Genomic DNA, 22398 nt, shown 5'->3' on the forward strand with positions numbered 1-22398 from the left:
GCAGCGCAGCGGGCGCGGGTCGGCGACCGAAGGGAGCTGGGCGGACGTGTCTGAGGCCCTGTACTCGGGGCCGAGTTGTCCGCCCATCCCGCGTCCGCGAGCAGCGCAGGGCAATCGGCCCCCCAGGGCCGATCGCGGTCTCCGCCCGGCCAGCGTGCCCGCCGCCGGCTTTGTCGCTCCGACCGTCGCACGCGAAGCAAATGTCCGCAGCGGGCCGCAAACAGCCAGACGAGAACGGTATGAGCGTGTGGGTCGTTTCATCCTTCAGTCCTTGACCGCAATGATCGGGATGAAGTAGCCGTCGCGATTGATGCGCGTCAAGGGAAGGCCCGCGCGTTCGCGGCGTTTGCGTTCCTTGGCCAGCGGCGGGCAGGCATGGGTGTCGGTGTAGAGCACCATGCAGTCCAGGCAGTGCAGGCATTCGCGCTGGTCGATGCGGCCATGCTCGTCGATCGCCTGCGCGCCGCAGCCGACGGCGCAGGCCTTGCACGTGCTGCACTCCTGCTTGCGGCGCAGGCCGAACCAGCGGAAGGTCGACGGCATCGCCAGCGACGCGCCGAGCGGGCACAGGTACTTGCAGAACGGCCGCTCGACGAAGATCGACACGCCCAGCACCGCGGCAGCAAAGAGCGTGTACGGCCACGGGCGCTGGAACCAGCCGACCAGGAAGGTCGTCTTGAACGGCTCCACCTCGGCCAGCACTTCGGCCAGCGGCATCGAGAACATCGACACCGCGAGCAGGCCGAAGAAGATGCCGTACTTGACCCACTTCAGCCGGTCATGCAGCCAACGCGGCAGCGCGCGCTGGAAGCGGCGCAGGCCGAGCGCCCCGCCCGCCTTGTAGAGCAGCTCCGACAGCGAGCCGAACGGGCACAGCCAGCCGCAGAAGAGGCCCCGGCCCCAGACGAAGACGGTGATGCCGATGAAGACCCAGAACAGGAAGACGAACGGGTCGCTCAGGAACAGCGCCCAGGTCCAGTGGAACAGCAGCGCATGGAACCAGGTCAGCACCTGCGTGATCGACGGCTGCGCCATCAGCCCGAAACCGGCGAAGACGATGCTCGCCAGCCAGGCGCTGTACTTGAAGACGTTGACCGGCCACTTGTTCTTGCGTGTGGCGCGTCGCGTCAGCGGATCGCGCAGCGCATAGACCACGGCCACCGCGATCAGCAGCGCGGCGAAGGCCGCGATCTGCGGCGCGCGCGCCCTCCACACCTTCTGCCAGGCGGCCTCGGGTTCCTCGATCACCGGGCGGCCGCCTTCGAGCCGCTCGGCCGGCAGCCAGACCTCGGCGTCGAAGTTGGTGAAGCTGCGCGCGCCGGTCGCGCGGTCGACGCGGTTGCCCAGGAAGGCCAGCTTCCACGGGTAGGCGGCCGAGAAGGCCTTCGAGCGCACGATGAAGATCGCCGACTCGGTGGCCGCCGGTGCGCCGGCGGCAGCCAGGCCATAGAGGTTCACGTAGTCGAGGTCGCGGAATGTGAACGTGTCCATGCCCTGGCGCACGTGCACGCGGTCGTAGAGGCCGCCGCGCACGAAGCCCGAACCCTTGAACGATTCGCTGCCCGCCGTGCGCACGACGAAGATCGCGTGCTCGCCCGGCGCCAAACGCTCGCGCAGGCCTTCCCACGCGGTGTCGCCGAGCAGCGCGCGGCCGACGTCGGGATGGTCGAGGCCGCCGAACCACAGCTCGATGAACGGCGTGCTGCCTTCGAGCCCGACCTGCGCCGGCATCACCGCCAGGCGGCGCACGCTGCCTTCGTCGACGAGTTGGCGCCAGCTCGGCCGGTCGCCGCGAACGGCATGTTTGGCCGGCGCACGCACTGTCGGCGCGAGGATGCCGGTCTGCCGCGCGACCGCGGCGCCCGAAGTCATCATCACCTGGTTCTGCGCGATCACCGTCACGGTGGCGCCGGAGATCGCGTCGAGCCCGATCACGCCTTCATCGGGCCGCGAGCGGCCGATCTCGATCTTGTCGCCGACGAAGCGGCCGAGGTACTGGTCGTTGAACTTCGTCAGCGCGCTCTCGGGAATGCCGAGCAGCAGGATCGGCTCGGAATGCTTCAGCACCTTCACGCCGACGAAGCGGCCAGCGGTGTCCATGCCGATCAGCGTCACCACCGGCTTGCCGGAATACGCCGGCGTGTCGGTGATGTCGGTCGACAACATCACGTAGCCGGCGAGCTTGTCGCCAACATGGGCTTCGACATAGGGCGGCTGGCCCTTGCGCTCGGAGAACGACGTGGCGCCCGGGAAGACCTCCTTGCACGGCGCGATGTCGCACAGGCGCTTCGCACTGTGGATCGCGTCGGGCAGCTCGGCTTCGTAGGCGCCGGCGCGCGCGGCCAGGGTGGCGATCAGCAGCGCGAGCGCCAGGAGCCAATGAAAAAGCCCCGCGGGCCCGCAAGCGCCGCGGGGCAATCGGTCGAACATGGTGGCGTCAGGACATCGGAGAAATCAGGCCTCGACGACCATGCGGCTGCGCATCTCGAGGTGCAGCGCATGGCAGAAGTGCGTGCAGTAGGCCCAGTAGACGCCGGGCTTGTCGGCGATGAAGGTCACCGACGCCGTCTCCTGCGGATTGACGATGAAGTTGACGTTGTATTTCGGGATCGCGAAGCCGTGCGTCAGGTCCTGCACCTTGTCCAGGTTGGTCAGGATCAGCGTGACCTCGTCGCCCTTCTTGACCCTGAACTCGCGCAGGCTGAACGCCGGCGCCTGCGACGTCATCTTCACCGTGACCTTGCGGCCCTGGCGGAAGACGCCGGTTTCCTTCGGGTCCTTGATCGCATTCGGGAACTCGTCGAGCGCATAGACCGGCTTCGGCTTCAGCAGCTCGCGCTTGAAGATGATGAAGTCGTGCGGCTCGCCACGCACCGGGTGGTCGGCCATCAGCACCATCTTGTCGCCCGAGATGTCGATCATCTGCTCGTTCTCGGGGTGCAGCGGGCCGGCCGGCAGGAAGCGGTCCTTCGCGAACTTGCATCCCACCGCCAGCCACTTGCCGTCGGCGGCCTTGGTCTCCGATTGCGAGGCGTTCAGGTGGCCCGGCTGGTACTGCACGTCGAGGCGGTCGACCACGTATTTCGCGTTCTTGTCGCCGGCGGCGAACTTGATCGCCGCATCGACATTCCACTTGACGACCTGGCTGTCGAGGAACAGCGTGGTGTAGGCGTTGCCGCGGCCGTCGAACGCGGTGTGCAGCGGACCGAGCCCCAGCTCCACCTCGGCGGCGATCGACTGGTCGATCTTCTCGAGCTTGCCGTCGAACCAGGCCAGCACCTTCGCGAGGTCGATCACCGTCGCGGTCGGCGACAGCTTGCCGGCGCAGATGAAGTACTTGCCGTCGGGACTGGCGTTGACGCCGTGCGGATTCTTGGGGACGCTCACATAGGCCGTCAGCGCCGTCTTCGGGTCCTTGTTGGCGTCGCGCGTGCCGTCGACCACCGGCACCTTCGAGTCGCCGATGGTCTTGAACTGGCCGGCCTTCACGGCGGCTTCGATGCGCGCCACGTTGAAGAACAGGCACGCGTCGCGCTCGGCGGACATCATGTCCTCGTACTTCACGCCGCCTTCGACGTTGTACTGGTTGGTCGCCGCCAGCTTGCCGTCGTACGACGTCGCGGTGAGGTCGCAGTTGCCGTCGATCAGCACCTGCCAGCGCACCTGCATGCTCTCGGCGTCGACGCAGGTGAAGAGCGAGCGGTACTTGTCGTGCTTGTCGAGGTCGCCCGCCGTCAGCGGCACCTGGAACTCGGCGCCGCAGAAGACGCGCGTGGTGTGGTTGATCGCCGGGTCGACCGGATCGCGCTTGTCCGGGAAGATGCCGTGGAAGCCCTGCACGTTGGGCAGCTCGGTGATCTTGTCGCAGACGAAGTAGTCGAGCCGGATGCGCGCGATGCGCGAATTGATCTTGTCGTTGATCCAGGCGTAGCGGCCGTCGTAGTTGCCGTCCTTGTAGGAGGCATGCACATGGTGGCTGTCGGCGACGGTGTACTTCAGGCTGCCGTCGGCCTTCTGGCCCATGATCTTCTTGGACTCGTTGGTGATGCCCCAGCCGACCAGCGCATCGGGCACGAAACACGGAATGCGCGTGATCTCGCGGCCTGACGGCAGGCCCAGCACGCGCATGTCGCCGGTGTGGCCACCGCTCCACAAGCCGTAGTAGGTGTCGAGCTCGCCCGGCTTCAGGTGCACGGAAGCGTGCTCGCCGGGATTGGCCAGTGCCGGCGCCGAGGCCTTGGCGGCGGCGGTCGCGGTGGCGGGCTTGTCGGAGCACGCCACCAGGCCCGCACCGGCCAGGCCGGCCGCGGCGGCGGTGTTCAGGAAACGGCGGCGCGCGGGCGCCTGGTGCTCGTTCGAATTCATGGTGTCCTCAGGGTTGGCACGGCCGGTCACGTGACCTCTTTGCCGTGTGCCGAAATGATCGCGACAGAAGCCGAAGGTGTATTTGCGATCCATCAAATGCTCGACATCGCGCTTGCCGAAAAATCCGCTGCAACCGCAACGAGGACAAACCATGAGACTGCTGACTGTCACGACCCTCACCACTGCCCTGCTGCTCGCCGCCTGCGGCAAGCAGGACGCCCCGGCCCCGGCCCCCACACCCGCCGCTGCACCGGCACCTGCACCCACCACGGTCGCCGTCAACGAAGTCGGCAAGTCGGCATTCGGCAAGGCCTGTGCGCTGTGCCACGCCGCCGGCGTCGGCGGCGCGCCGAAGCCCGGCGACAAGGCCGACTGGGGTCCGCGCATCGCGCAAGGGGCCGACCTGCTCTACAAGCACGCGATCGAGGGCTACAACGGCGCCAAGGGCGCGATGCCGCCGAAGGGCGGTTCGGCGCTGCCCGACGCCGACGTCAAGGCCGCCGTCGACTACATGATGTCGCTGTCGAAGTGAACACCGCCCTGCCCGATCGCTTGGCTCGGCGCCGCCTGCTGCTCGGCGGCGCCGCCCTGCTGGCCGGCTGGGCCGAGCCGGCACGCGCCGCGCAGCAGCGCCGGCGCGACGTGCGCGCACTGATGGGCACACAGGTCCGCATCGCGGCGCTCGGCGAGCCGGACATCGTGGCGCCGGCGATCGACGCGGCCTGGTGCGAGATGGCACGCCTGGCCGCTCTTTTCAGCCACTACTCAGCCACCAGCCAGGTCGCGGCGATCAACCTCGCGGCCGGGCTGCAACCGGTGCCGGTGGCTGCCGAACTGCTCGATGTGCTGGCGATGGCGGGCGAGGTATCGCGCCGCAGCGAAGGCGCGTTCGACCTCACCGTCGGCTCGCTCGGCCGCTGGCACTTCGACCCGGCGGCACCGGCGATGCCCGCGCCGGACGAGATCCGCGCCGGGCTGGCGAACATCGACTGGCGCGAGCTGTGGCTCGACCGAAGTGCCGGCACTGCGATGCTGGCGCGGCGCGGCATGCGCATCGACAGCGGCGGCATCGCCAAGCTGCCGATCCTGCAGGCCGGCCTGCACACGTTGCGCTCGCACGGCGTGGCGACCGCGCTGATCGATGGCGGCGGCGACGTCGTTGCCGCGACCGCGCCCTGTGCGCAGCCCTGGCGCGTCGGCATCCGCGATCCGCGCATGCCGTCGCGGCTGGCAGGTGCACTGCAGATCACGCATGGCTTCGTCGCCTCGTCGGGCGACTATGAACGTTGCTTCGTCCGCGACGGCCGCAAGTATCACCACGTGCTGGACCCGCGCACCGGCTATCCGACCACCGGTCCGCACGGCGTGACGCTGGTGGCCGACTCGCTCGAGGCGGTCAACGGCATCGGGACCGCGCTGATGGTGCTGGCGCCGGGCGCGGGCGCAGCGCTGCTGCGCGCGAGCGGCGTCGACAACGCGCTGGTCGGTGGCCGCAACGGCCGGCTGCAGGTGACGCCCGCGCTGCAGCGCCGGTTGATCGCCGCATAGATCCATGATGGCCGACGCCAGCGCGGCGTGGGCCGCCCGGCTCGGGCCGGGACCGCCCGCCGCCTGAGCGGCCCGGATCCAGCCGCCCCGGCTGGACGACCCACCGACCGCAGGTCAGCGCTCTACACTGCCCGGCATGCAGATCGGCCGCCAGACCCTGGAGGTCTTCAGTGGCGCCCTGATGGACCTGGCCACGCTGCCGCCTTCCACCTCCCCTTCACGCCTGATGAGCCAGGGCCTGGCCGCGCTGGCTGCGCTGGTGCCGCACGACGCGGCGTGGTGGGGTGAATGTTCCGGCGGCATCGACGGGCTCGCACCGCGCAACTGGCTCAGCGGCCGCGTGAAGCTCGGCCCCGACTTCGCGCGCGAGTGGAACCGCATCGGCGCCTCGGACCGCTTCGCGCTCGATTCGATCGGCCGGCTCGACACCGTCGTGTGCAGCCACGGCTTCGAGGACCCGGTGCCCGCCGTCGAGGCGTTCGCGCGCCGGCACGACCTCTTCAGCGCGATGGCGATCACCCGCGTGCTTCCCGGCAGCGGGCTGCTGCAATTCATCTCGCTGTATCGCGGCGCGGCCTCGCCGCCGTTCGAGGCGGCGCATCGCGTGGTGTTCAAGCACTTCAGCGCCCACCTGATGCAGCGCTGGAGCGCGCGCATTGCCGAACTCCTTGCCGGGAGCGACCTGCCCGGCAGCGATGCGCAGGGCCTGGTGGACGCTCGTGGCGAGTTTGCTTACCTGGGCGCGCGCCTGGCGCTGCTGCTGCGCGAGCGCTTCCCGCAATGGAACGGCACCAGCCTGCCCGATGAGTTGGCCGAGGCGGCGGAACGCCGGCCGAACCAGCTCACCGTCGGGCGCCGTCGCCTCCTGGTCCAGCCTTGCGGCGACCTGCTGCTGCTGAGCCTGCAGCCGCAGCGGCGTGCGGCCATCCTGCCGCCGCGCGAGCTCAAGGTGGCCCGGCAGTACGCCGAGGGTCATTCGTACAAGCAGATCGCGCGCGACACCGGGCTGAGCCCGGCTACCGTGCGCACCTATGTACGCGATGCGTACCTGCGGCTGGGCGTCTCGGACAAGGTGGCGCTGGGCCGGGTGCTGAACGGTCCGCGCGCCCGCCGGCGCACCGGCTGAGCCTTCCGCATCTGCAGAGGGGCGGCGAAGGCGCGCGCCGCTAACTTCGCACCAGCCCATGACGGGCGATGCGAGGAGACACATGCGGGCGTGGAACTGGAAGGCAACCCTGGCAGCGGCCGCGGTGGCGGCGAGCGTGGTGGTCGGATGCGGGGGCGATTCGGCACCGGAGCCGGCCGACGTGGTGCTGCGCGGCGGCAAGGTGGTGACGATGGATGCACAGCGCGGCACCGCGCAAGCCGTGGCGGTGCGCGACGGCCGCATCAGCTTCGTCGGATCGGATGCCGAAGCGTCGCGGCGCATCGGAGCGTCGACCCGCGTCGTCGAGCTCGGCGGGCGCATGCTGATGCCGGGCTTCATCGACGCCCACCTGCACGCGATGGCCGGTGGGCGCGCCCTGCTGCTGTGCGACCTGGCGTACGCGCCGCTGAGCCGCGCGCAATTGGCCGCGAAGCTGCAGGCCTGCCTGGACGCGACCGCCGATGCCGAGCCCGACCGCTGGCTGGAGGCTGTCAACTGGGACCGCCAGTCCACGGCCTCGCTCGACGCCGACCCGACGCGCGCCGTGCTCGACGGCCTGAAGACACGCCGTCCGATCGTGGTGACCTCGAGCGACTTCCACGCCGTGCTCGCCAATTCGCGCGCCTTTGCGCTGGCCGGCATCCAGGCCTCGACGCCGGACCCCGCCGGCGGCAGCTTCCTGCGCGATGCGAGCGGCCAACCCACCGGCATCTGCGTCGATGCCGCGGGCTTCCAGGTGAAGGCCGCCATCCCGCCGGACTCCGAGGCCGACCAGCTGACGCAGGGCCGTGCCGCGCTGGCGGCGCTGCGCGCGCAGGGCATCACGAGCTTCATGGACGCGGCGGCAGACGCCACGCACCTGCGCGTCTTCAAGGCGCTGCGCGACAAGGGCGAGTTGACCGCGCGCGTTCAACTCGCCCTCAATGCCGACCCCGCAGTGGCGAATGCGGATCCCGCGCGCAGCATCGCCGATGCCAAGGCAGTGGCCGCCGGCGCCGACGCGGGAGCGCCCTCGCCCGCGCCGGGCGTGTTCGCGCGCGTCATCAAGGTGTTCCTGGACGGCGTCGTGAACGCGCCCGCGGACAACGGCGCGCTGCTCACGCCCTACTTCGAGAACGCCGGCACGGAGGCCGCGCCGCAGTGGCTGCCGGGCACCAACCTCGGCCAGCTCTACTACGGCGCCGATGCGCTGAAGGCCCTGATGCTGGCGGCGGTGGACGCCGGCTTCGACATGCACCTGCACGCCACCGGCGACCGCGCCGTGCGCAGCGCGCTCGATGCGGTGGCGGCCGCGCGCCAGGCGCGGCCGCAGGGAGACTTCCGCCCGGCGCTGGCCCACGTCGAGACGGCCGCGGTCGCCGACCTCGCGCGCTTCGCCGCGCTGGACGTGACGGCCACGATGTCGTTCCAGTGGGCGCAGCGTGCGCCCTACTCCATCGGCGAGACGGAGAACCACCTCGGCCCCGAGCGTTTCGCCCGCATGGAGCCCTCCGGCAGCCTGCGCCGCGCCGGCGCGCGCATCGCGCACGGCAGCGACTGGCCGATCGATCCGTTCGACACGTTCCTGGCACTCAAAGTGGGCGTCACTCGTTCGGGCGACCCGGCCAATCCGCACAGCGCGGCCAGCCTCGCGCCGATCTTTCAGGGCCGGCTCAATGCCGAGCCCGGCTTGAGCCGCGACGACGCGCTCGCCGCCATCACCATCAACGCCGCGCACCAGCTGCGCCTGGAGCGGCACCTGGGCAGCATCGAGCCCGGCAAGCTCGCCGACCTGATCGTGCTGGAGCGAGATTTCCTGACCGTTCCCGAGGAGGAACTCGGACGCAACCGCGTGCTGTTGACCATGGTGGGCGGCAGGATCGTGGCCGCGCTGGATCCGTTCGGCACGCTGCTGGCCACGCCGCAGCAAGCGCTGAACGCCCGGGCGCGGGTATTGAGCCCGCGCGGCTCCACCGGGCATGCAACAAGCGCCCACGCAAGCGGCACACCGCGCGGGGACGGTCACCGGCACTGAGCCCGGGCCACACGACGTCGAAACGGTTCAGTTGATCGCGGCACGTCTCCTCAATGAACGCCGAAGGTGGCCTCAACCAAATGCGAATGGCACGGCGTATCGCGATGGCCGACGATGCAACGGCGAGACAACAACTCCGGAGACGAGCATTGGAAAGACACGCTGACCCAGGGTGGAATGTGCGCTGTCGGATCGCGATCATCGCGCCGCTGGTTGCCGTGCTTCTTGGATGCGCACAGGCGCCCAACTCGGGCCGCACGCCCGCAGTGGTCGAACGGCTGCTGATCCGCGAGCGCCAGCCGGCCTTCGCGGGCAGTTCCTTCGGCGATGCCGGGCCGTACGAGCGCGTGGTGGCACAGGCCGAGGTGGCCCTCGACCCGGCGCATCCTGCCAATCGAGACATCGTCGACGCAGCGGCTGCCGCGTCGGCCGACGGCCTGGTGCGTTATCGCGCCGACGTCGTCATCCTGCGGCCGCGCGATGCCGGCAAGGCCTCGGGAACCTGGGTGCTGGACGTCGCGAATCGCGGCCGCAAGCTGATGCTCGAACGCGTCAACGGGGGCAGCCTTCAAACCGAGCGCGCCAACGACGCCGGCACCGGCTGGCTGATGCGCCAGGGCCATGTGCTGCTGTGGGTAGGCTGGCAGGGCGACGTCCCGGTCGACCCGACGGGCCGCACCGTCGGCCTGGCGCTGCCGACGGCCAGGCAAGGCGGGCAAGTGATCACCGGCACGGCGCTCGAGGAAATCGTGTTCGACGCGCCTGGCAGCCGCGGCACCCTGGCGCTGAGCTACCCGGCGGCGACGCTCGACGCCTCCGCCGGCGAGCTGACCGTGCGCGCGCGGCCCGACGCACCGCCCGCCGTGATCGGTGCGCAGCAGTGGCGCTACAAGGACGCGAGCACGATCGAATTCGAGCGGCCGGCCGGCTTCGACGCAGGCGCGATCTACCAGTTCAGGTACACCGCCCGCGACCCGCGCCCGATGGGCCTGGGCATGGCGTCGCTGCGAGACATCGTCTCGCACCTCAAGACGGGCCTGCCCGATGCCGCCGGACAAGGCAGTCCGCTGGCAGACCTCAGCCCCAAGGCGACGGTGGCCATCGGTGTCTCGCAATCAGGACGCTTCCTGCGCGACTGGGTGTGGCAGGGCTTCAACGCAGGCCCGGGCGGCCAGCGTGTGTTCGACGGCATGGTCGCAACCATCGCGGGCTCCCGCAAGACGTACACCAATGTGCGCTGGGCCCAGCCCGGCCGCTACTCGCGCCAGCACGAGGACCACCTCTTCCAAGGCGATCAGTTCCCGTTCACGTATGCGACGACCACCGACCCGGTGAGCGGCAGGCGCGACGGCCTGTTCGCGCGTTGCGACCTTGACCGCACGTGTCCGAAAACCTTCCATCTCGACAGCAGCCTCGAGTACTGGCAGGCCCGCGCAGGACTGGTCGTGACCGACGGCGCAGGCCGCGATATCGCGCTTCCCGACGATGTGCGGGTGTACCTGATGTCGTCGACGCAACACGTCGGGGCACTCAAGCCGACCGCCGGCATCTGCAGTGCGCTGAACAATCCGGCGCAGCAACAACCCGTCTATCGGGCACTGGTGGCGCGCATGATCGAGTGGGTGCGCGACGGCAAGGCGCCGCCCGCGAGCCGCTACCCGACCGTGCGCGATGGCACCTTGGTGGATGCGGCTGCCGCTGCCCGTCGGTTCCCCGACCTCTCTGCGCTCGGCATGACGTTTCCCGCTTCCGCGAACCGTCTCGCCCTGAACGACCACAGCACCGTGCCCGCCAAGGCCGATCCCGCCCGCCAGTACACGGTGCTTGTGCCCAGGACCGACCCCGACGGCAATGACGAGGCCGGCGTCCGCCTGCCCGATGTGGCGGTGCCGTTGGCGACCTACACCGGCTGGAACCGGCGCAAGGCGGGTTACGCGCCAGGACAGTTGTGCGGCCTCAATGGCAGCTATCTGCCCCTGCCGGCGGATGCCGGCGAGCGCACCGCCAGGCGTGACCCGCGGCGCTCGATTGCCGAGCGTTATCCCAGCCGTGCGGAATACCTGCGGCAGGTGCGAAGCGCGGTGCAGGGCTTGCAGGCAGACGGCTTGATGCTCGCCGAGGATGCCGAGCGCTGGATGCAGGACGCCGCGTCGGATGCCCGCGTCACCGCGTTGCCGTAGGCAGGAGACTGCGGCGACTCTTTGGCAACCTGTCGCTAGCACGAAATAGAAGCGGCCGTGTCGTTTGCCAACCCGAATGGCCGGCGAACGAGCCATCCGCCGGCCGGGCCGCCTGACGTCAGTGCGTGTCGCCCAAGTCGCGCGCGGCGGCCAGGATCACGTCGTCCGAGGGCATCTTGCCCAGGCCGGCCAGGCCCTCGGTGCCGCATTCGATGTACGCCCAGCGCACGATGCCGCGGCGATCGATCAGGAACTGGCCCTTCAGCTGGGGCCACTGGCGCTCGACGTCGGCCTGGTCGGTCGGCGTGTACTGGTAGCCGTCGCGCTTCTGCATCAGCGCGCCCAGTTGGGCCGGCGGCAGCGGCTCGGGAAAATCGCCGAACGGATTGACCCGCACCGTCTCCATCGCCGACAGCAGCGCCGGCGTGACCTCGGGCTTGGGCACGCCGTAGGCGCGGTGCGTCGCCAGCATCGGGTCGGACGCGAGCGTCAGCGTCGTCGGCCTGAAGCGGAAGTAGAGCTGCGCGTTGTCCGGCGGCGTCGCCACGACCGCGAGGCTCTGCACGCCCATCGCCTTGAGCTTGTCGTCGACGCTGGCCAGCTGCACCAGCTGGCGGCGGCAGAACGGGCACCACAGCCCGAGCATCAGCGCCAGGAACAGCGGGCTGCGGTCGCGGTAGTCGTCCAGCGTGACGAGACGATCCGGCCGGGCCACGGCCGGCAGTGCAAACGATGGCGCCGCTTCGCCGGGACCGACGGGCGATCGCTGAGCAGTGGTCGACATGAGGGGCTCCTTGGGCGGGCGAGTGGCACTCAACACAGGAACGGCAGCAAGGTCAGCGCGTCGGGATCGAGGCCGGCGCGCTCGCAGACCGCCTGTGCCTGCGACAGGTAGACCTCGGCGCTGGCCGCGTCGCCCGCATCGAGATGCAGGGTCGCGAGGCCATCGTAGCAAGGGAACAGCAGTTGTGGCTCGCCGATGCGCTCGGCCAGCGCCAGTGCTTCGCGGTAGCAGGCGAAGGCGTGCTCGCGGTCGCCATGGCACTGCTGGATCTGGCCCAGCACGATCAGCGGCACCGCCAGGTGATCGAGCAGGCCGAGCCGTCGATCGAGCTGCACCGCGGACTGCGCCGCCTCGATGCCTTCGGCCTCGCAGCGGTTCGTCAAGGCGCAGTAGGCGACCGCGAGGTTCGCGTACAGGTTCGCCTGGAAACCGAGATCGCCGACCTGGCGGGCGAGCGCGAGCCCGCGCTGGCAGGTCTCGATGCTGCGCTGCGGATCGAGCGACGCGCACAGCACGCCGAGGTTGGCATGGCCGCGGCACGCGGCCTGCAGCAGCTGGTGGCGTTCGGCCAGCGCGATGCTGCGCTCGATCTCGGCCACCGCGTCGGCCGGCCGGCCGGTCCGCGCGAGCGCGATGCCCAGCGTATTGCGGGCCTGCACCTCCACGATCGCGGCTTCGCGACCGGCGACCCCGGCGACGGCTTGCAGTGCGCGCTCGGCCAGCGCGATGGCCACGGCGTTCTCGCCGGCGCGGAAGGCCAGCCGGCCGCGCTCCTGCAGCAGCCCCGCGCGCTCGACGGCGGCGGCGACCGAGCCTTCGTCGCCGAGGGCGGCCAGGCCCGCATCGAAGCAGGCCAGCGCCTGGTAGCGATCGCCGGCTTCCCACTGCAGGCCGCCGATCTTGCGCTGCAGCCGCGCCGCGCGAATGCGATTCCCATCACCGTCTGCCCGCGCCAGCAGCCCGCCGTAATGCTGCAGCGCGTCGTCGCGGCGCCCGACGAGGCCGCACAGGTCGGCCAGTGCTTCGCGGGCAGACAGCGCCTCGGGCAGGGCCGACGCCGCATCGCCCACGGTGGCCAGCGTGCGCAGCACGCGCTCGAAGTGCCGCATCGCGTCATCGTTCGCGTACAGCGCGCGCGCCCGTTCCCCGGCCGCCAGCAGATAGCCTGCGCCCTTGCGCGGATCGTCCGACAGGCTCCAGTGGTGGCCCAGCGCCTCCAGCTCGGCCAGTCGCTGCGGCTCTCCACCGGCGAGCACCTCGAGCGCGCAGCCGATGCGCCGGTGCAGCTCCGAGCGCCGCGCCAGCAGCAGGTTCTGGTAGACCACCTCGTGCAGCAGCGCGTGGGTGAAGCGCCAGCGGGCGCCGCCCGCCGGCTGCAGCAGGTCGGACTGCACCAGGGCCTCGAGCGGGCGCTCGACCGCCGCTTCCACGCGCCGCAACAGCGCCGCATCGAACTCGGCACCGAGCGCCGCCGCCACCTGCAGCAGCTGCCGCGCCGGTGCGTCGAGCCGGTCGATGCGCGACAGCAGCAGGCCGTGCAGCGTGGCCGGCACATCGGCTTGCTCGAACGCCGGCGCGCCACGCCAGCCGCCAGCCGGATCGCGTGCCAGCCGGCCGTCGGCGATCAGGCTGCGCAGGATTTCCTCGACGAACAGCGGGTTGCCGCCGGAGCGGCCCGCCACGAAAGCCTGCAGGCGCTCGTCGGCAGCGTCGCCGAGCAAGGCACCCACCAGCGCGCGCGCCTGCGTGAGCGGCAGCGCCTCCAGCAGCAGGCGGGTCTCGCCCGCGGCCGGCGCGCGCAAGGCTCGCGCCTCGGGCCGCTGCGTCACCAGCAGCATCAGCGGTCGCCCCGCCAGCTGGTCCAGCACCGCGCCGAGCAGGTCGACCGACGCCGCATCGGCCCAGTGCAGGTCCTCCACCACCACCAGCAGCGGCTGCAGCTGCAGCCGGCGCTCGACCAGCGCGCCGGCGGCCAGCACGATCTGGCGCTGCAGCTGTTCGGGATCGATGTCGGCCGCGTCGACCGGCGCCAGCCCGAGCAGGTGCTTCAGCACGCCGGCGATCGATGCCGCCTCGTCGGCCTGCGCGCCCTGCGCACGCAGTCCGGCATCGAGCTTGTGATGCGCCGTGGCCAGCGAGTCGGCCTGCTCGACCCGGTAGGCCTCGCGGAACAGCGCCGCGAACACGCCGTAGGTCGGCTCGCCGAGCGACGAGCACGCCACGCGGCGCAGCGTGACGGCGGCCCGGCGCTCGGCGTCGAGGCCGGCGAGCCACTCGGCGAGCAGGCGGGACTTGCCGCTGCCGGCCTCGCCCGCCACCACGACCAGCTGCGCGCGCCCGGTGAGCATGCGCTCGAAGGCCTCGCGCAGCTGCCCGAGCTCATGGCCCCGGCCCACCAGCGGCGCGACCAGCCCGAGCGCCGCGAGCCCACGCGCGCTGGCCGGCTCGTCCAGCGGCCGCAGCAAGGTGTGTGCGCGCACCGTGCGCGCCTTGCCGCGCAGCTCGAGCTCGATCGCCGGCGCGAAGGCGAAGCGATGACGCGCGAGGCGCTGCGTCGCCTCGGACACCAGCACCGTGCCCGGCTCGGCGGCCGACAGCAGCCGCGCGGTCGTATTCACCGTGTCCCCCGTCACCGCGTAGGCACTGCCGGCCCCCGCACCGAGGTGGCCGGCGACGACGGGACCGGTGTGCACGCCGATGTGCAGCTGCACGCTGCGGCCCAGGCGCGCGGCCCAGCGCGCGGCCAGCTCGGCCATGCCCTGCTGCATCGCCAGCGCCGCAGCCAGCGCGCGGACCGGGTCGTCCTCGTGCGCGACCGGTGCGCCGAAGACCGCCATCACCGCGTCGCCGACGAACTTCTCGACGAAGCCGTCATGGCGCTCGATCGCCTCGGCCAACATCGTGAACAGCGCGTTCTGGAAGGCGCGCACGTCCTCCGGATCCAGCGCCTCGGACAGCGACGTGAAGCCGGTGAGGTCGGCGAACAGCACGGTGACGGGGCGACGGTCGGCAGCGTCTGCAACCGCGGCGGGCGGTGGTAGTGGCGCCTCGACAGCGACGTCGACGGTGGCGGATGTGGGCGCCGCTCCGGCCAGCCGTTGCCCGCACTGCGGGCAGAACGCGAAGGCCGGTGAGGGCTCGAAACCACAGCCGCTGCAGCGCATGACCATCGCGTGATCATCACCCCAAATTGGCGATTCCACCGACGCAGCCTCGGTGATCAGCTCGGGTTGCCTGGGAGCACAATCATTCGCGCCATCCCGCCACACAATGCCGAAGATCGTCAGGTCCGACGTCGTCATCCCGAACAAGCTCGACGCCGCCGCGCGGCAAGGGTTCATCGACGCGCTCTACAAGGTCCACTGTGAGGTCTTCGACGGCGTCACCCGCGACTCGTTCGCGAAATACGTGGTCGAGTCCCGGGCCGAGCAGACCTGGATCAACGTGCACCGCAACCACGCCGGCGAGATCGTCGGCTACTTCGCGCTGCACATCTTCGAGCGCGAACTGGACGGCAAGGCGAGCGCCATCTTTCGTGCGGAGGCCGGCACGATGCGCACTTACCGGGGTGGCAATACCAACACCCGCTTCGGCCTCAGGCTCGCCCTGCCTTACCTGCTGCGCTACCCCGGGCGGCGCGTCTACTACCTCGGCTCGCTGGTGCACCCTTCGAGCTATTGCCTGTTTGCCAAGCTCTTCGATGTGATCTGGCCGAGCATCCGGCATCCGCCGCCGCCGGCCGTGCTCAACTTCATGGACGAGCTGGCGAACTCGTTCGGCCTCGAGCGCGTGAGCGCCGACAACCCGCTCACTCGCCACGTGCACTGGATCACGCGCGACTCCGAGGTCGAGCGCCACTACTGGCGCCAATGCGACAAGCCCGCGGCACGCTTCTTCATCGAGGCCAACCCCGGCTACGGCGAAGGCGACGGTCTGGTCACCCTGGTCAGGGTCGACGCGCACAACCTCTGGCACCTGATCTCGACCTTCTTCGCCGAGCGCTATGCGCGGCGCAAGGAGGGTTTGATGGTGATGCTGTACCACCTGCCCATCGGCGGCCAGCTGCTACAGCCCGCCGAGGTCATCCGGCGTCTCGAGGCGACCGCCCTGTTCGGCTCATTCGACGCACCCAGCCTGGCCACGCTGGCACGCAGCGCGCAGATCGTCGTGCTTCCCGCGGGAAAAACGGTCTTCCGGGCCGGCGACCCGGGCGACGAGCTCTACGTGATCGCGCGCGGCGCCGCCTACGTGCTGTCCGAAGGCGGGGGCGAAGACGAAGACGAAGACCACATCATCGACGAGCTGGCCACCGGCGACTCGTTCGGCGAGATCGCCATGCTCAGCGGCGAACGGCGCAGTGCCTCGGTGCGCACCGCCACCGCCACGCTGCTGATCCAGATCTCGCGCCCGGCGCTGTTCTCCATCCTCGAAGCGCACCCCGGCTTGAGCGAGATTGTCTGGAAGAACTTCGCGGCGCGGCGCTTCGACGACTGCGTGCGCGGCCTGCCGGCGTGGAAGACGATGCAACGCGCGGCGCGGCTGGCGGTCGTCGACGCGGGGCAGCACCGGACGCTGGGCGCGGGCGAGCGCGCCGACCTTCGCGCCGGGGAGATCCTGCTCGTGCTGCTGGGCAGCGTGCAGGTCGAGCAGGCGGGCACATCGACCGTCGTGCGTGCGCCCGCCTTCTTCGATACGAAGCAGGCGATGGCAGTGACCGCCAGCGGCGCGGCGCGCATCGTGCGCATCGCGCGCTGATGGGCCCGGCCTGCGTCGCGCTACAAGGCCTCCTCCGACACCAGCAACGATTGCAGCCACAGCACGAAATCGAGCCACAGGCTCGCGTGCGGCTCTTCGCGCCGCACCTGGGCCTCGCCGTTTTCGCCGCGCAGATGCCATTCGATCGATTGGCCGTCTTGGCCAAGCTGCAGCCGGTACATGCCGCCGAAGGCATCGGCGCGCAGCAGCCCGAGCGCCTGCTGCGTGAGTGCCGCGCAGTCGATCGTGACGCCCAGTTCGGTATTCAGTGTCGCCGAGCGAAGATCGAGGTTGACCGAACCCACCACCATCCACCGCCGATCCACGCCCGCCACCTTGGCGTGCAGGCGCGGCGTGGATTTGCCGAAGAAGCCGAAGGTGCTCGACCGCCGCACCAGGTCGGGACCGAACTCGTACACCTGCACGCCCAGCCGCAGCATGTCGACGCGGTAGCGCGAGTAGGCGCGGTACACCAGCGGCTCGTCGGTGGACCCGAGCGAGTTGGTGACGATCAGCACACGCGTGCCGCGCTTTTGGGCTTCACCCATCATGCGCAGGCCGACCGGACCGGGCAGGAAGTAAGGGTTGACGATGACCACTTCCTCGCGCGCGGCGGCGATCACGTCGAGCTTGGCACGCATCGCCGGGCTGGCCTTGTTCGGGTCCGCGGGTTGCAGCACCTTGTCGGGCGGGTCGTCGTGCACGCGGGCACTGCCGGCCAGCAGCTGCAACCGGCCCTCCGCGATCTGCTCGCGCACCGTGCTCTGGCCCAGGTAGTCCTTCGGCGGCACGTTCGGCGGCGGGCCGGCGAGTTCTTTCAGGCGCAGGTCGAAGTCGGCGCGCCGCTCGGCGGGATTCATGGCGCGTTCCAAAGCGTGCAGCCGCTGCTCCAGCGCCCACACCTGTTCGCTGTTCCAGTAGCGGTCGAAGCTCGCCGACAGCTCGCGCACGACGGCGCCAGCGGAGAGCACGTCGAGGTCGATGAAGTTGGCCTCGCCGTGGCGCGTGAAATATTCGTCGGCGAGATTGCGCCCGCCATAAACGGCGAACTGGTTGTCGGCGACGAAGAGCTTGTTGTGCATGCGCCGGTTGACACGCGTGAATTCGTGCAGCGACAGCAGCAGGCGACGGATCGGCGTGCCGTAGCGAACCGGCAGCGGGTTGAACAGGCGCACTTCGACGTTCGGAAACGCGGCCAGGCCACGCAGCAAGAGGTACAGCTCGCCGGCGTAGTAGTCGTCCACCAGCAGCCGCACGCGCACGCCGCGCACCGCGGCATCCCGCAGCGCCGCCAGGAAGGCTGCGCCGGCGGTGTCGGCATGCACGTGGTAGTACTGCGCGTCGATCGAGCGTGTGGCCGCCTCGGCCAGCGCGAGGCGCGCATCGAAGGCCATCTCGCCGCTCGGCAGCAGCCTGAAGCCCGAGTCGCCGCCAGGTGCATCAGCCAGGCTCGCCGCGGCAATGCGCCCGAGGGGCGTGCCGCCGGTATCGGCGATCGCACTGCTGACAGGTTGCGCGATGCGCGGCGGCAGCGTTGTGCAGCCGGCGAGCAGCAGCAGCAGCTGTAGCACGAAGAGAGCGGTGAACCAGCGTCTCATGGCTCCGGTTCCGAACAACCTCGGCTGGGACCGAGCACGCCACGCATTCTGCATTTTTTGAAGAGGCCTGCGCCGGGCATCACTCCCAACGGATGCCCAGCGTCCGGACCAGGGTCGCCGCCCGGGTACTTTCCTGCTGCAGGAAGCTGCCGAATGCCGCCGGCGTGCTGACGACCGCTTCCGCGCCTTCCTGGTCGATCTTGCCGGCGACTTCCGGCAGGCGTACCGCCTGGGCAATGGCGTCTCTGAGTTGCGCGAGCAGCGCGGCCGGTGTGCCCGCCGGCGCGACCATGCCGTGCCAGTTTGCGATCGTGAACCCGGGGAGGCCGGCCTGCGCTGCCGTCGGCACGGCGGGCAGTTCGCTCACCCGCGCCGGACCCGCGACGGCCAGCGCGACGAGGCGACCGGTCGCGATGTGCGTCCGCACGAGCGTGATGTCGGACACCATGATCTCCACCTGCCCGGCCAGCAGGTCGTTCAGCGCCGGCCCCGAGCCCTTGTAGGGCACGTGCACGATGTCGATGCCTGCCTCTCGCTTGAGCAGCTCGCCCGCGAGATGCGGGACCGTTGCGTTGCCTGCCGAGGCGAAATTCAGCCGGCCGGGCTGCGCCTTGGCCTTGGCGATGAGCGCCTGCAGCGTCGGCGTCGCGACGCTCGGGTGAACGACCAGGATCTCGGGGACCGAGACCACCTGCGTCAGCGGCGCCAGGTCCTTCAGGGGATTGAAGGGCATGGCTTTGGCGATGTGCGGTGCGACTGTCAGGGCGCCCGCCAGCGAATAACCGAGGGTGTAGCCGTCCGGCTTGGCCTTCACGACTTCCGCCAGCCCGGTGAGGCCACCGGCGCCCGCGCGGTTCTCGACAATCACCGGTTGGCCCAGCACTCTGGCGAGTCCGTTGCCGATCAGGCGGCACATCGCGTCGGCCGAGCCACCCGGCGCCAGCGGCACGATGATCCGCACCGGCTTGTTCGGGAAGGCATTGCTGGCCCAGCTGGCGGCCGGGCAGGCGGCGAGCGCAGCGGCGCCGGCGAGCAGGGAACGACGTTGTCGGTTCATGGAAAGGTCCTTAGAAGACATGCTTGATGCCGGTGGCGATCAGCGAGGTCGACGCGCCAGGGGTCACGCCGGAATAGGCGGTCGTGGCATCGGACACCGAGTAGCTGGATGCCCGTTCGTTCCTGAGTCGCGAATAGCCTGCGTACAGGTCCGTGCGCCGCGAGAGCGAATAGACGTAATTGACGCTGAACTGCGTGGCGTCGAAATCGCGGGCCGTGCGATCGTCGTAGCGCTTGAGCGAGGCATTCACCTTGCCCACGTCGCCGGCACGCACGGAGCCGCCGATGAGGTAGCTGCGGTACGAGCGACTGAAGATGCTGGTTGCGCTGGAAGGGGCGGCTGCGGTGCGCGATCCTTCCCAGGCGCCCGACTGCACGATCGCCGCCAATGAGAACGCGCCGAAGTCGTGGCTCGCACCGACGGTGGTCGCGCGGTCGTGGTCGCTGTTGGTGGCATTGGCGACGCGCGTGTGCGAAAGCCCGGCGATCGTCTTGCCGCTGCGGTACAGCATATTGACACCCTGCGCATTGCGGCTGCCGTTGTTGCCGCGCTCGCCGGCCGCGACCTGCAGTCGAATGGTCAGGCCGCCCCAGGTCGGCGACAGCAGGTTCATCGCGTTGTCATTGCGCGCCGCCGTGGTGCTCGCGGCACCGGTCCAGATCGTGCTGCTGGCCGTGCCGATGCCCAGCGCCATCGGGTCGATCGGCTGCACCACGTAGAAGGCGGGCGCATAGTCCCGTCCCAGCTCGACGGCGCCCCAACCGCCGCTCAACGACACCAGCGACTTGCGGCCGAACATCCGACCGCCCTGCCCCAGCATGCCGTTGTCGATCGTCAGGCCGCTTTCCAGCGTGAACGATGCGCGCAGGCCCCCGCCGAGATCCTCCGTCCCGCGGAAGCCCAGGCGCGAGCCGTAGAGGCAACCGCTGTTCAGGCCGTTGATGCGGTCGGTGCCGAGATCGGCGCTCGTCACGCAGGCATCCATCAGGCCGTAGATCGTTACGCTGCTGCCAGGCACTGCCTGTGCCCACGCTCCGCTCGCCGCGCACATGCCGAGCGCGAGTGCGGCGTGCGCGAAGGCAGTGGCGGTTCGTTGTCTGCTCATGTTGTCGCTTTCGATCATGTGAGGAATCAGGGTGCTTCGCAGCGGAAATTCGCGGCATCGTCAACGCTGCCCGAACCGGTATAGCGGGCGATCAGTGGATAGGCGCAGACGGGACGTGCCCGACCAGGGAAACTGCTGCCGGTGGCGAGCAGCGTCGTCGGCGCCACCCCCTTCTCCACCCAGTCGTAGAGCGCTGTCACCGGATCGAATCGGTCCAACGCCCGGCCCCCGCTGCAGTGCTCCATGCCCGGCACGTTGAAGAAGCGAGCGAAGCGCTGCGTGGCTTCGAGTCCGCCATTGGCCGCGACCAGGTTCCGATACCAGCGGTTGACACCTGCCGGATTGACCAGCGAATCGCTGATGCCGGTATAGACGATGGTCTTGCCACCGCGCGCCTTGAAGCCTTCGTAGTTGGTGCCGCTGGTCGTCGTGAACGCCGCTGACGCCTGCATCGATGGGGGGTCCCGATCGAAGTCGAACTTCATGTAGTCGAAATCAGGCGCGGGTGGCGTCATGAAGACCAACCGAATGGACTGGTTCGTATACTTTGCGGAATTGGGTACGGCCGTGGTGGACGTGCCAAGCTGATTGCCGCGCCACCCCGCGATACCTGTATCCCATGGATAGGGCGGATAGAGCTGTTCGCCTTTCGAGTTGCGAGGGCCCTGCATCACTCGGGTGAAGGCGCCGACCTGGGCTTCCGACAGACAGCTGTCCTGCTTGGCACCAGTGCACTGCAGCGCCTTCACGTCGTAGCTGCAGGCACCGTAGTTCTCGATCAGCCCGTCACGCGCGCCGTCCAGTGCGTCGCACTTCGCCAGCACGCCATCAGCGACGAGCTTGAGGTCGGAATCCGAGAACGCGCGGCTCAGGATCTTCGCGCCGCTCTCGTCGGCAGGCGCGATCGCCTGGAACTCTTGCAGGATCTGCATCGATGCCACCTGAGCCGCGTGCTGCTCGAGGATGGGCGCGCCAGACACCACGCCGTCGAAGTAGGTCGGGAAGCGCTGTGACATCATCATTCCCTGGCGTCCCCCGCCCGAGCAGCCGACGTAGTACGAATAGGACGGTGCCTTCCCGTAGAAACGCGTCACAACGTCCTTGGCCATTACCGTGACCTTGTCCATCGCGTTGTAGCCCCAGTCGATGCGGGCTTGCGGGTCGACGCCGAATGAGGCGTCGCGGGTGCTCGTGCCCGTGTGTCCCATGTTGCTGGTGACAACCGCGGCACCTTGCGACAGGGCCGGCACGACGCCGTCGCGAAGGGTGCCGAAGGCCAGCGGGATGGTGCCGTCGACACCACCACCGCCCTGGAACTGGAAGCGGCCGTTCCAGGCCATGGGCATGCGCAGTTCAAATCCAATGCCGTAGCGCACGCCATTGACGCCGATGCGCGGGGCGATCTCGCCCGTCACGAGGCAATGGGCCGGCATGCGAACGCTCGTCGTGCCTGCCGCGCCCTGATCGACGAATATGGCGCTCTGGATCACCGTGTTGGGATGGGCAAGCTTCTGAATAGCCGTGCAATCCGGCGCCAGTGCGGCAGAGGTCGGGGCTGCCGGTGAAGGCTCGCTGACATCGTCGCTGCCGCCGCAGGCCGACAAGGCGAGGAACGCGGCGCACGCCATTGCCACGGCATTCAGTTTCGTGTTGCGCATCTCATCCACCATTTCGCTGATTGGGATGAGGCAGTCTAGGAACTACATCAGGCTGGAGCCAGAGAACGTGACGCAAAGCTGCCATGGCAGTATTCGCATACCGCGGCACGTTCCGGGCATTGCGGCGCTTGCATAGCAGCCTTGGCGCTGGCGGACTGGTGCGGCGCCTGGTCTCGTCCTAGACTGA

General features: G+C 69.7%; 13 protein-coding genes and 1 pseudogene. 6 read left to right on the forward strand and 8 right to left on the reverse strand.

Features of this window, described 5'->3' with window-relative positions; translation table 11 throughout:
- Window positions 1-282 precede the first annotated feature (282 nt).
- A pseudogene (locus tag HLB44_RS33740) lies at window positions 283-2430 on the reverse strand (4Fe-4S binding protein); the annotation flags it as partial.
- A 24-nt stretch (window positions 2431-2454) separates the two neighbouring features.
- Window positions 2455-4365, reverse strand: coding sequence for a TAT-dependent nitrous-oxide reductase (gene nosZ / locus HLB44_RS33745; protein ID WP_173134264.1), 1911 nt, complete (start codon window positions 4363-4365; stop codon window positions 2455-2457).
- A 151-nt stretch (window positions 4366-4516) separates the two neighbouring features.
- On the opposite strand from nosZ, the gene HLB44_RS33750 reads away from it, so the two are divergent.
- From HLB44_RS33750 to HLB44_RS33770, 5 genes are all read left to right on the forward strand, one after another.
- Entirely contained in the window at window positions 4517-4897 is a 381-nt protein-coding gene (locus tag HLB44_RS33750; RefSeq protein WP_173134268.1) for a c-type cytochrome, read from the forward strand.
- Window positions 4894-5913, forward strand: coding sequence for an FAD:protein FMN transferase (locus HLB44_RS33755; protein ID WP_343051727.1), 1020 nt, complete (start codon window positions 4894-4896; stop codon window positions 5911-5913). Before HLB44_RS33750 ends, HLB44_RS33755 begins: the two co-directional genes overlap by 4 nt.
- Before the next feature lie 136 nt (window positions 5914-6049).
- Window positions 6050-7039 carry a helix-turn-helix transcriptional regulator gene (locus HLB44_RS33760; protein WP_173134271.1) on the forward strand — a complete coding sequence of 330 codons (990 nt, stop codon included), beginning with the start codon at window positions 6050-6052 and terminating at the stop codon, window positions 7037-7039.
- Between the two features lie 82 nt (window positions 7040-7121).
- Entirely contained in the window at window positions 7122-9074 is a 1953-nt protein-coding gene (locus HLB44_RS33765) for an amidohydrolase (protein WP_173134274.1), read from the forward strand.
- A gap of 149 nt (window positions 9075-9223) precedes the next feature.
- Window positions 9224-11254, forward strand: coding sequence for an alpha/beta hydrolase domain-containing protein (locus HLB44_RS33770; RefSeq protein WP_173134277.1), 2031 nt, complete (start codon window positions 9224-9226; stop codon window positions 11252-11254).
- A 118-nt stretch (window positions 11255-11372) separates the two neighbouring features.
- On the opposite strand, the gene HLB44_RS33775 is transcribed toward HLB44_RS33770, so the two are convergent.
- Window positions 11373-12038 (reverse strand): redoxin domain-containing protein, encoded by a 666-nt coding sequence (locus HLB44_RS33775; protein ID WP_173134280.1) that lies wholly within the window; start codon window positions 12036-12038, stop codon window positions 11373-11375.
- Between the two features lie 29 nt (window positions 12039-12067).
- Window positions 12068-15208, reverse strand: coding sequence for an adenylate/guanylate cyclase domain-containing protein (locus tag HLB44_RS33780; RefSeq protein WP_217283921.1), 3141 nt, complete (start codon window positions 15206-15208; stop codon window positions 12068-12070).
- A gap of 100 nt (window positions 15209-15308) precedes the next feature.
- On the opposite strand from HLB44_RS33780, the gene HLB44_RS33785 reads away from it, so the two are divergent.
- Window positions 15309-16793, forward strand: a complete 1485-nt coding sequence (locus tag HLB44_RS33785) for a cyclic nucleotide-binding domain-containing protein (protein WP_173134284.1) — start codon at window positions 15309-15311, stop codon at window positions 16791-16793.
- 20 nt (window positions 16794-16813) lie between these two features.
- Here HLB44_RS33785 and HLB44_RS33790 read toward each other — a convergent pair whose 3' ends face one another.
- The 4 genes from HLB44_RS33790 to HLB44_RS33805 all read right to left on the reverse strand — a co-directional run bounded on the left by HLB44_RS33790 (window position 16814) and on the right by HLB44_RS33805 (window position 22211).
- A complete protein-coding gene (locus HLB44_RS33790) occupies window positions 16814-18391 on the reverse strand; it encodes a phospholipase D-like domain-containing protein (protein ID WP_173134287.1) in 1578 nt (525 codons plus the stop codon).
- A 79-nt stretch (window positions 18392-18470) separates the two neighbouring features.
- Entirely contained in the window at window positions 18471-19448 is a 978-nt protein-coding gene (locus tag HLB44_RS33795) for a Bug family tripartite tricarboxylate transporter substrate binding protein (RefSeq protein WP_173134290.1), read from the reverse strand.
- Between the two features lie 10 nt (window positions 19449-19458).
- Window positions 19459-20553: a porin gene (locus tag HLB44_RS33800; RefSeq protein ID WP_173134321.1), complete on the reverse strand. Its 1095-nt coding sequence runs from the start codon at window positions 20551-20553 to the stop codon at window positions 19459-19461.
- 26 nt (window positions 20554-20579) lie between these two features.
- A complete protein-coding gene (locus HLB44_RS33805; RefSeq protein WP_173134324.1) occupies window positions 20580-22211 on the reverse strand; it encodes a DUF6351 family protein in 1632 nt (543 codons plus the stop codon).
- Between the last annotated feature and the right edge of the window lie 187 nt (window positions 22212-22398).

Source organism: Pseudaquabacterium terrae, assembly GCF_013266755.1.
GTDB classification, from domain to species: Bacteria; Pseudomonadota; Gammaproteobacteria; order Burkholderiales; family Burkholderiaceae_C; genus Pseudaquabacterium; species Pseudaquabacterium terrae.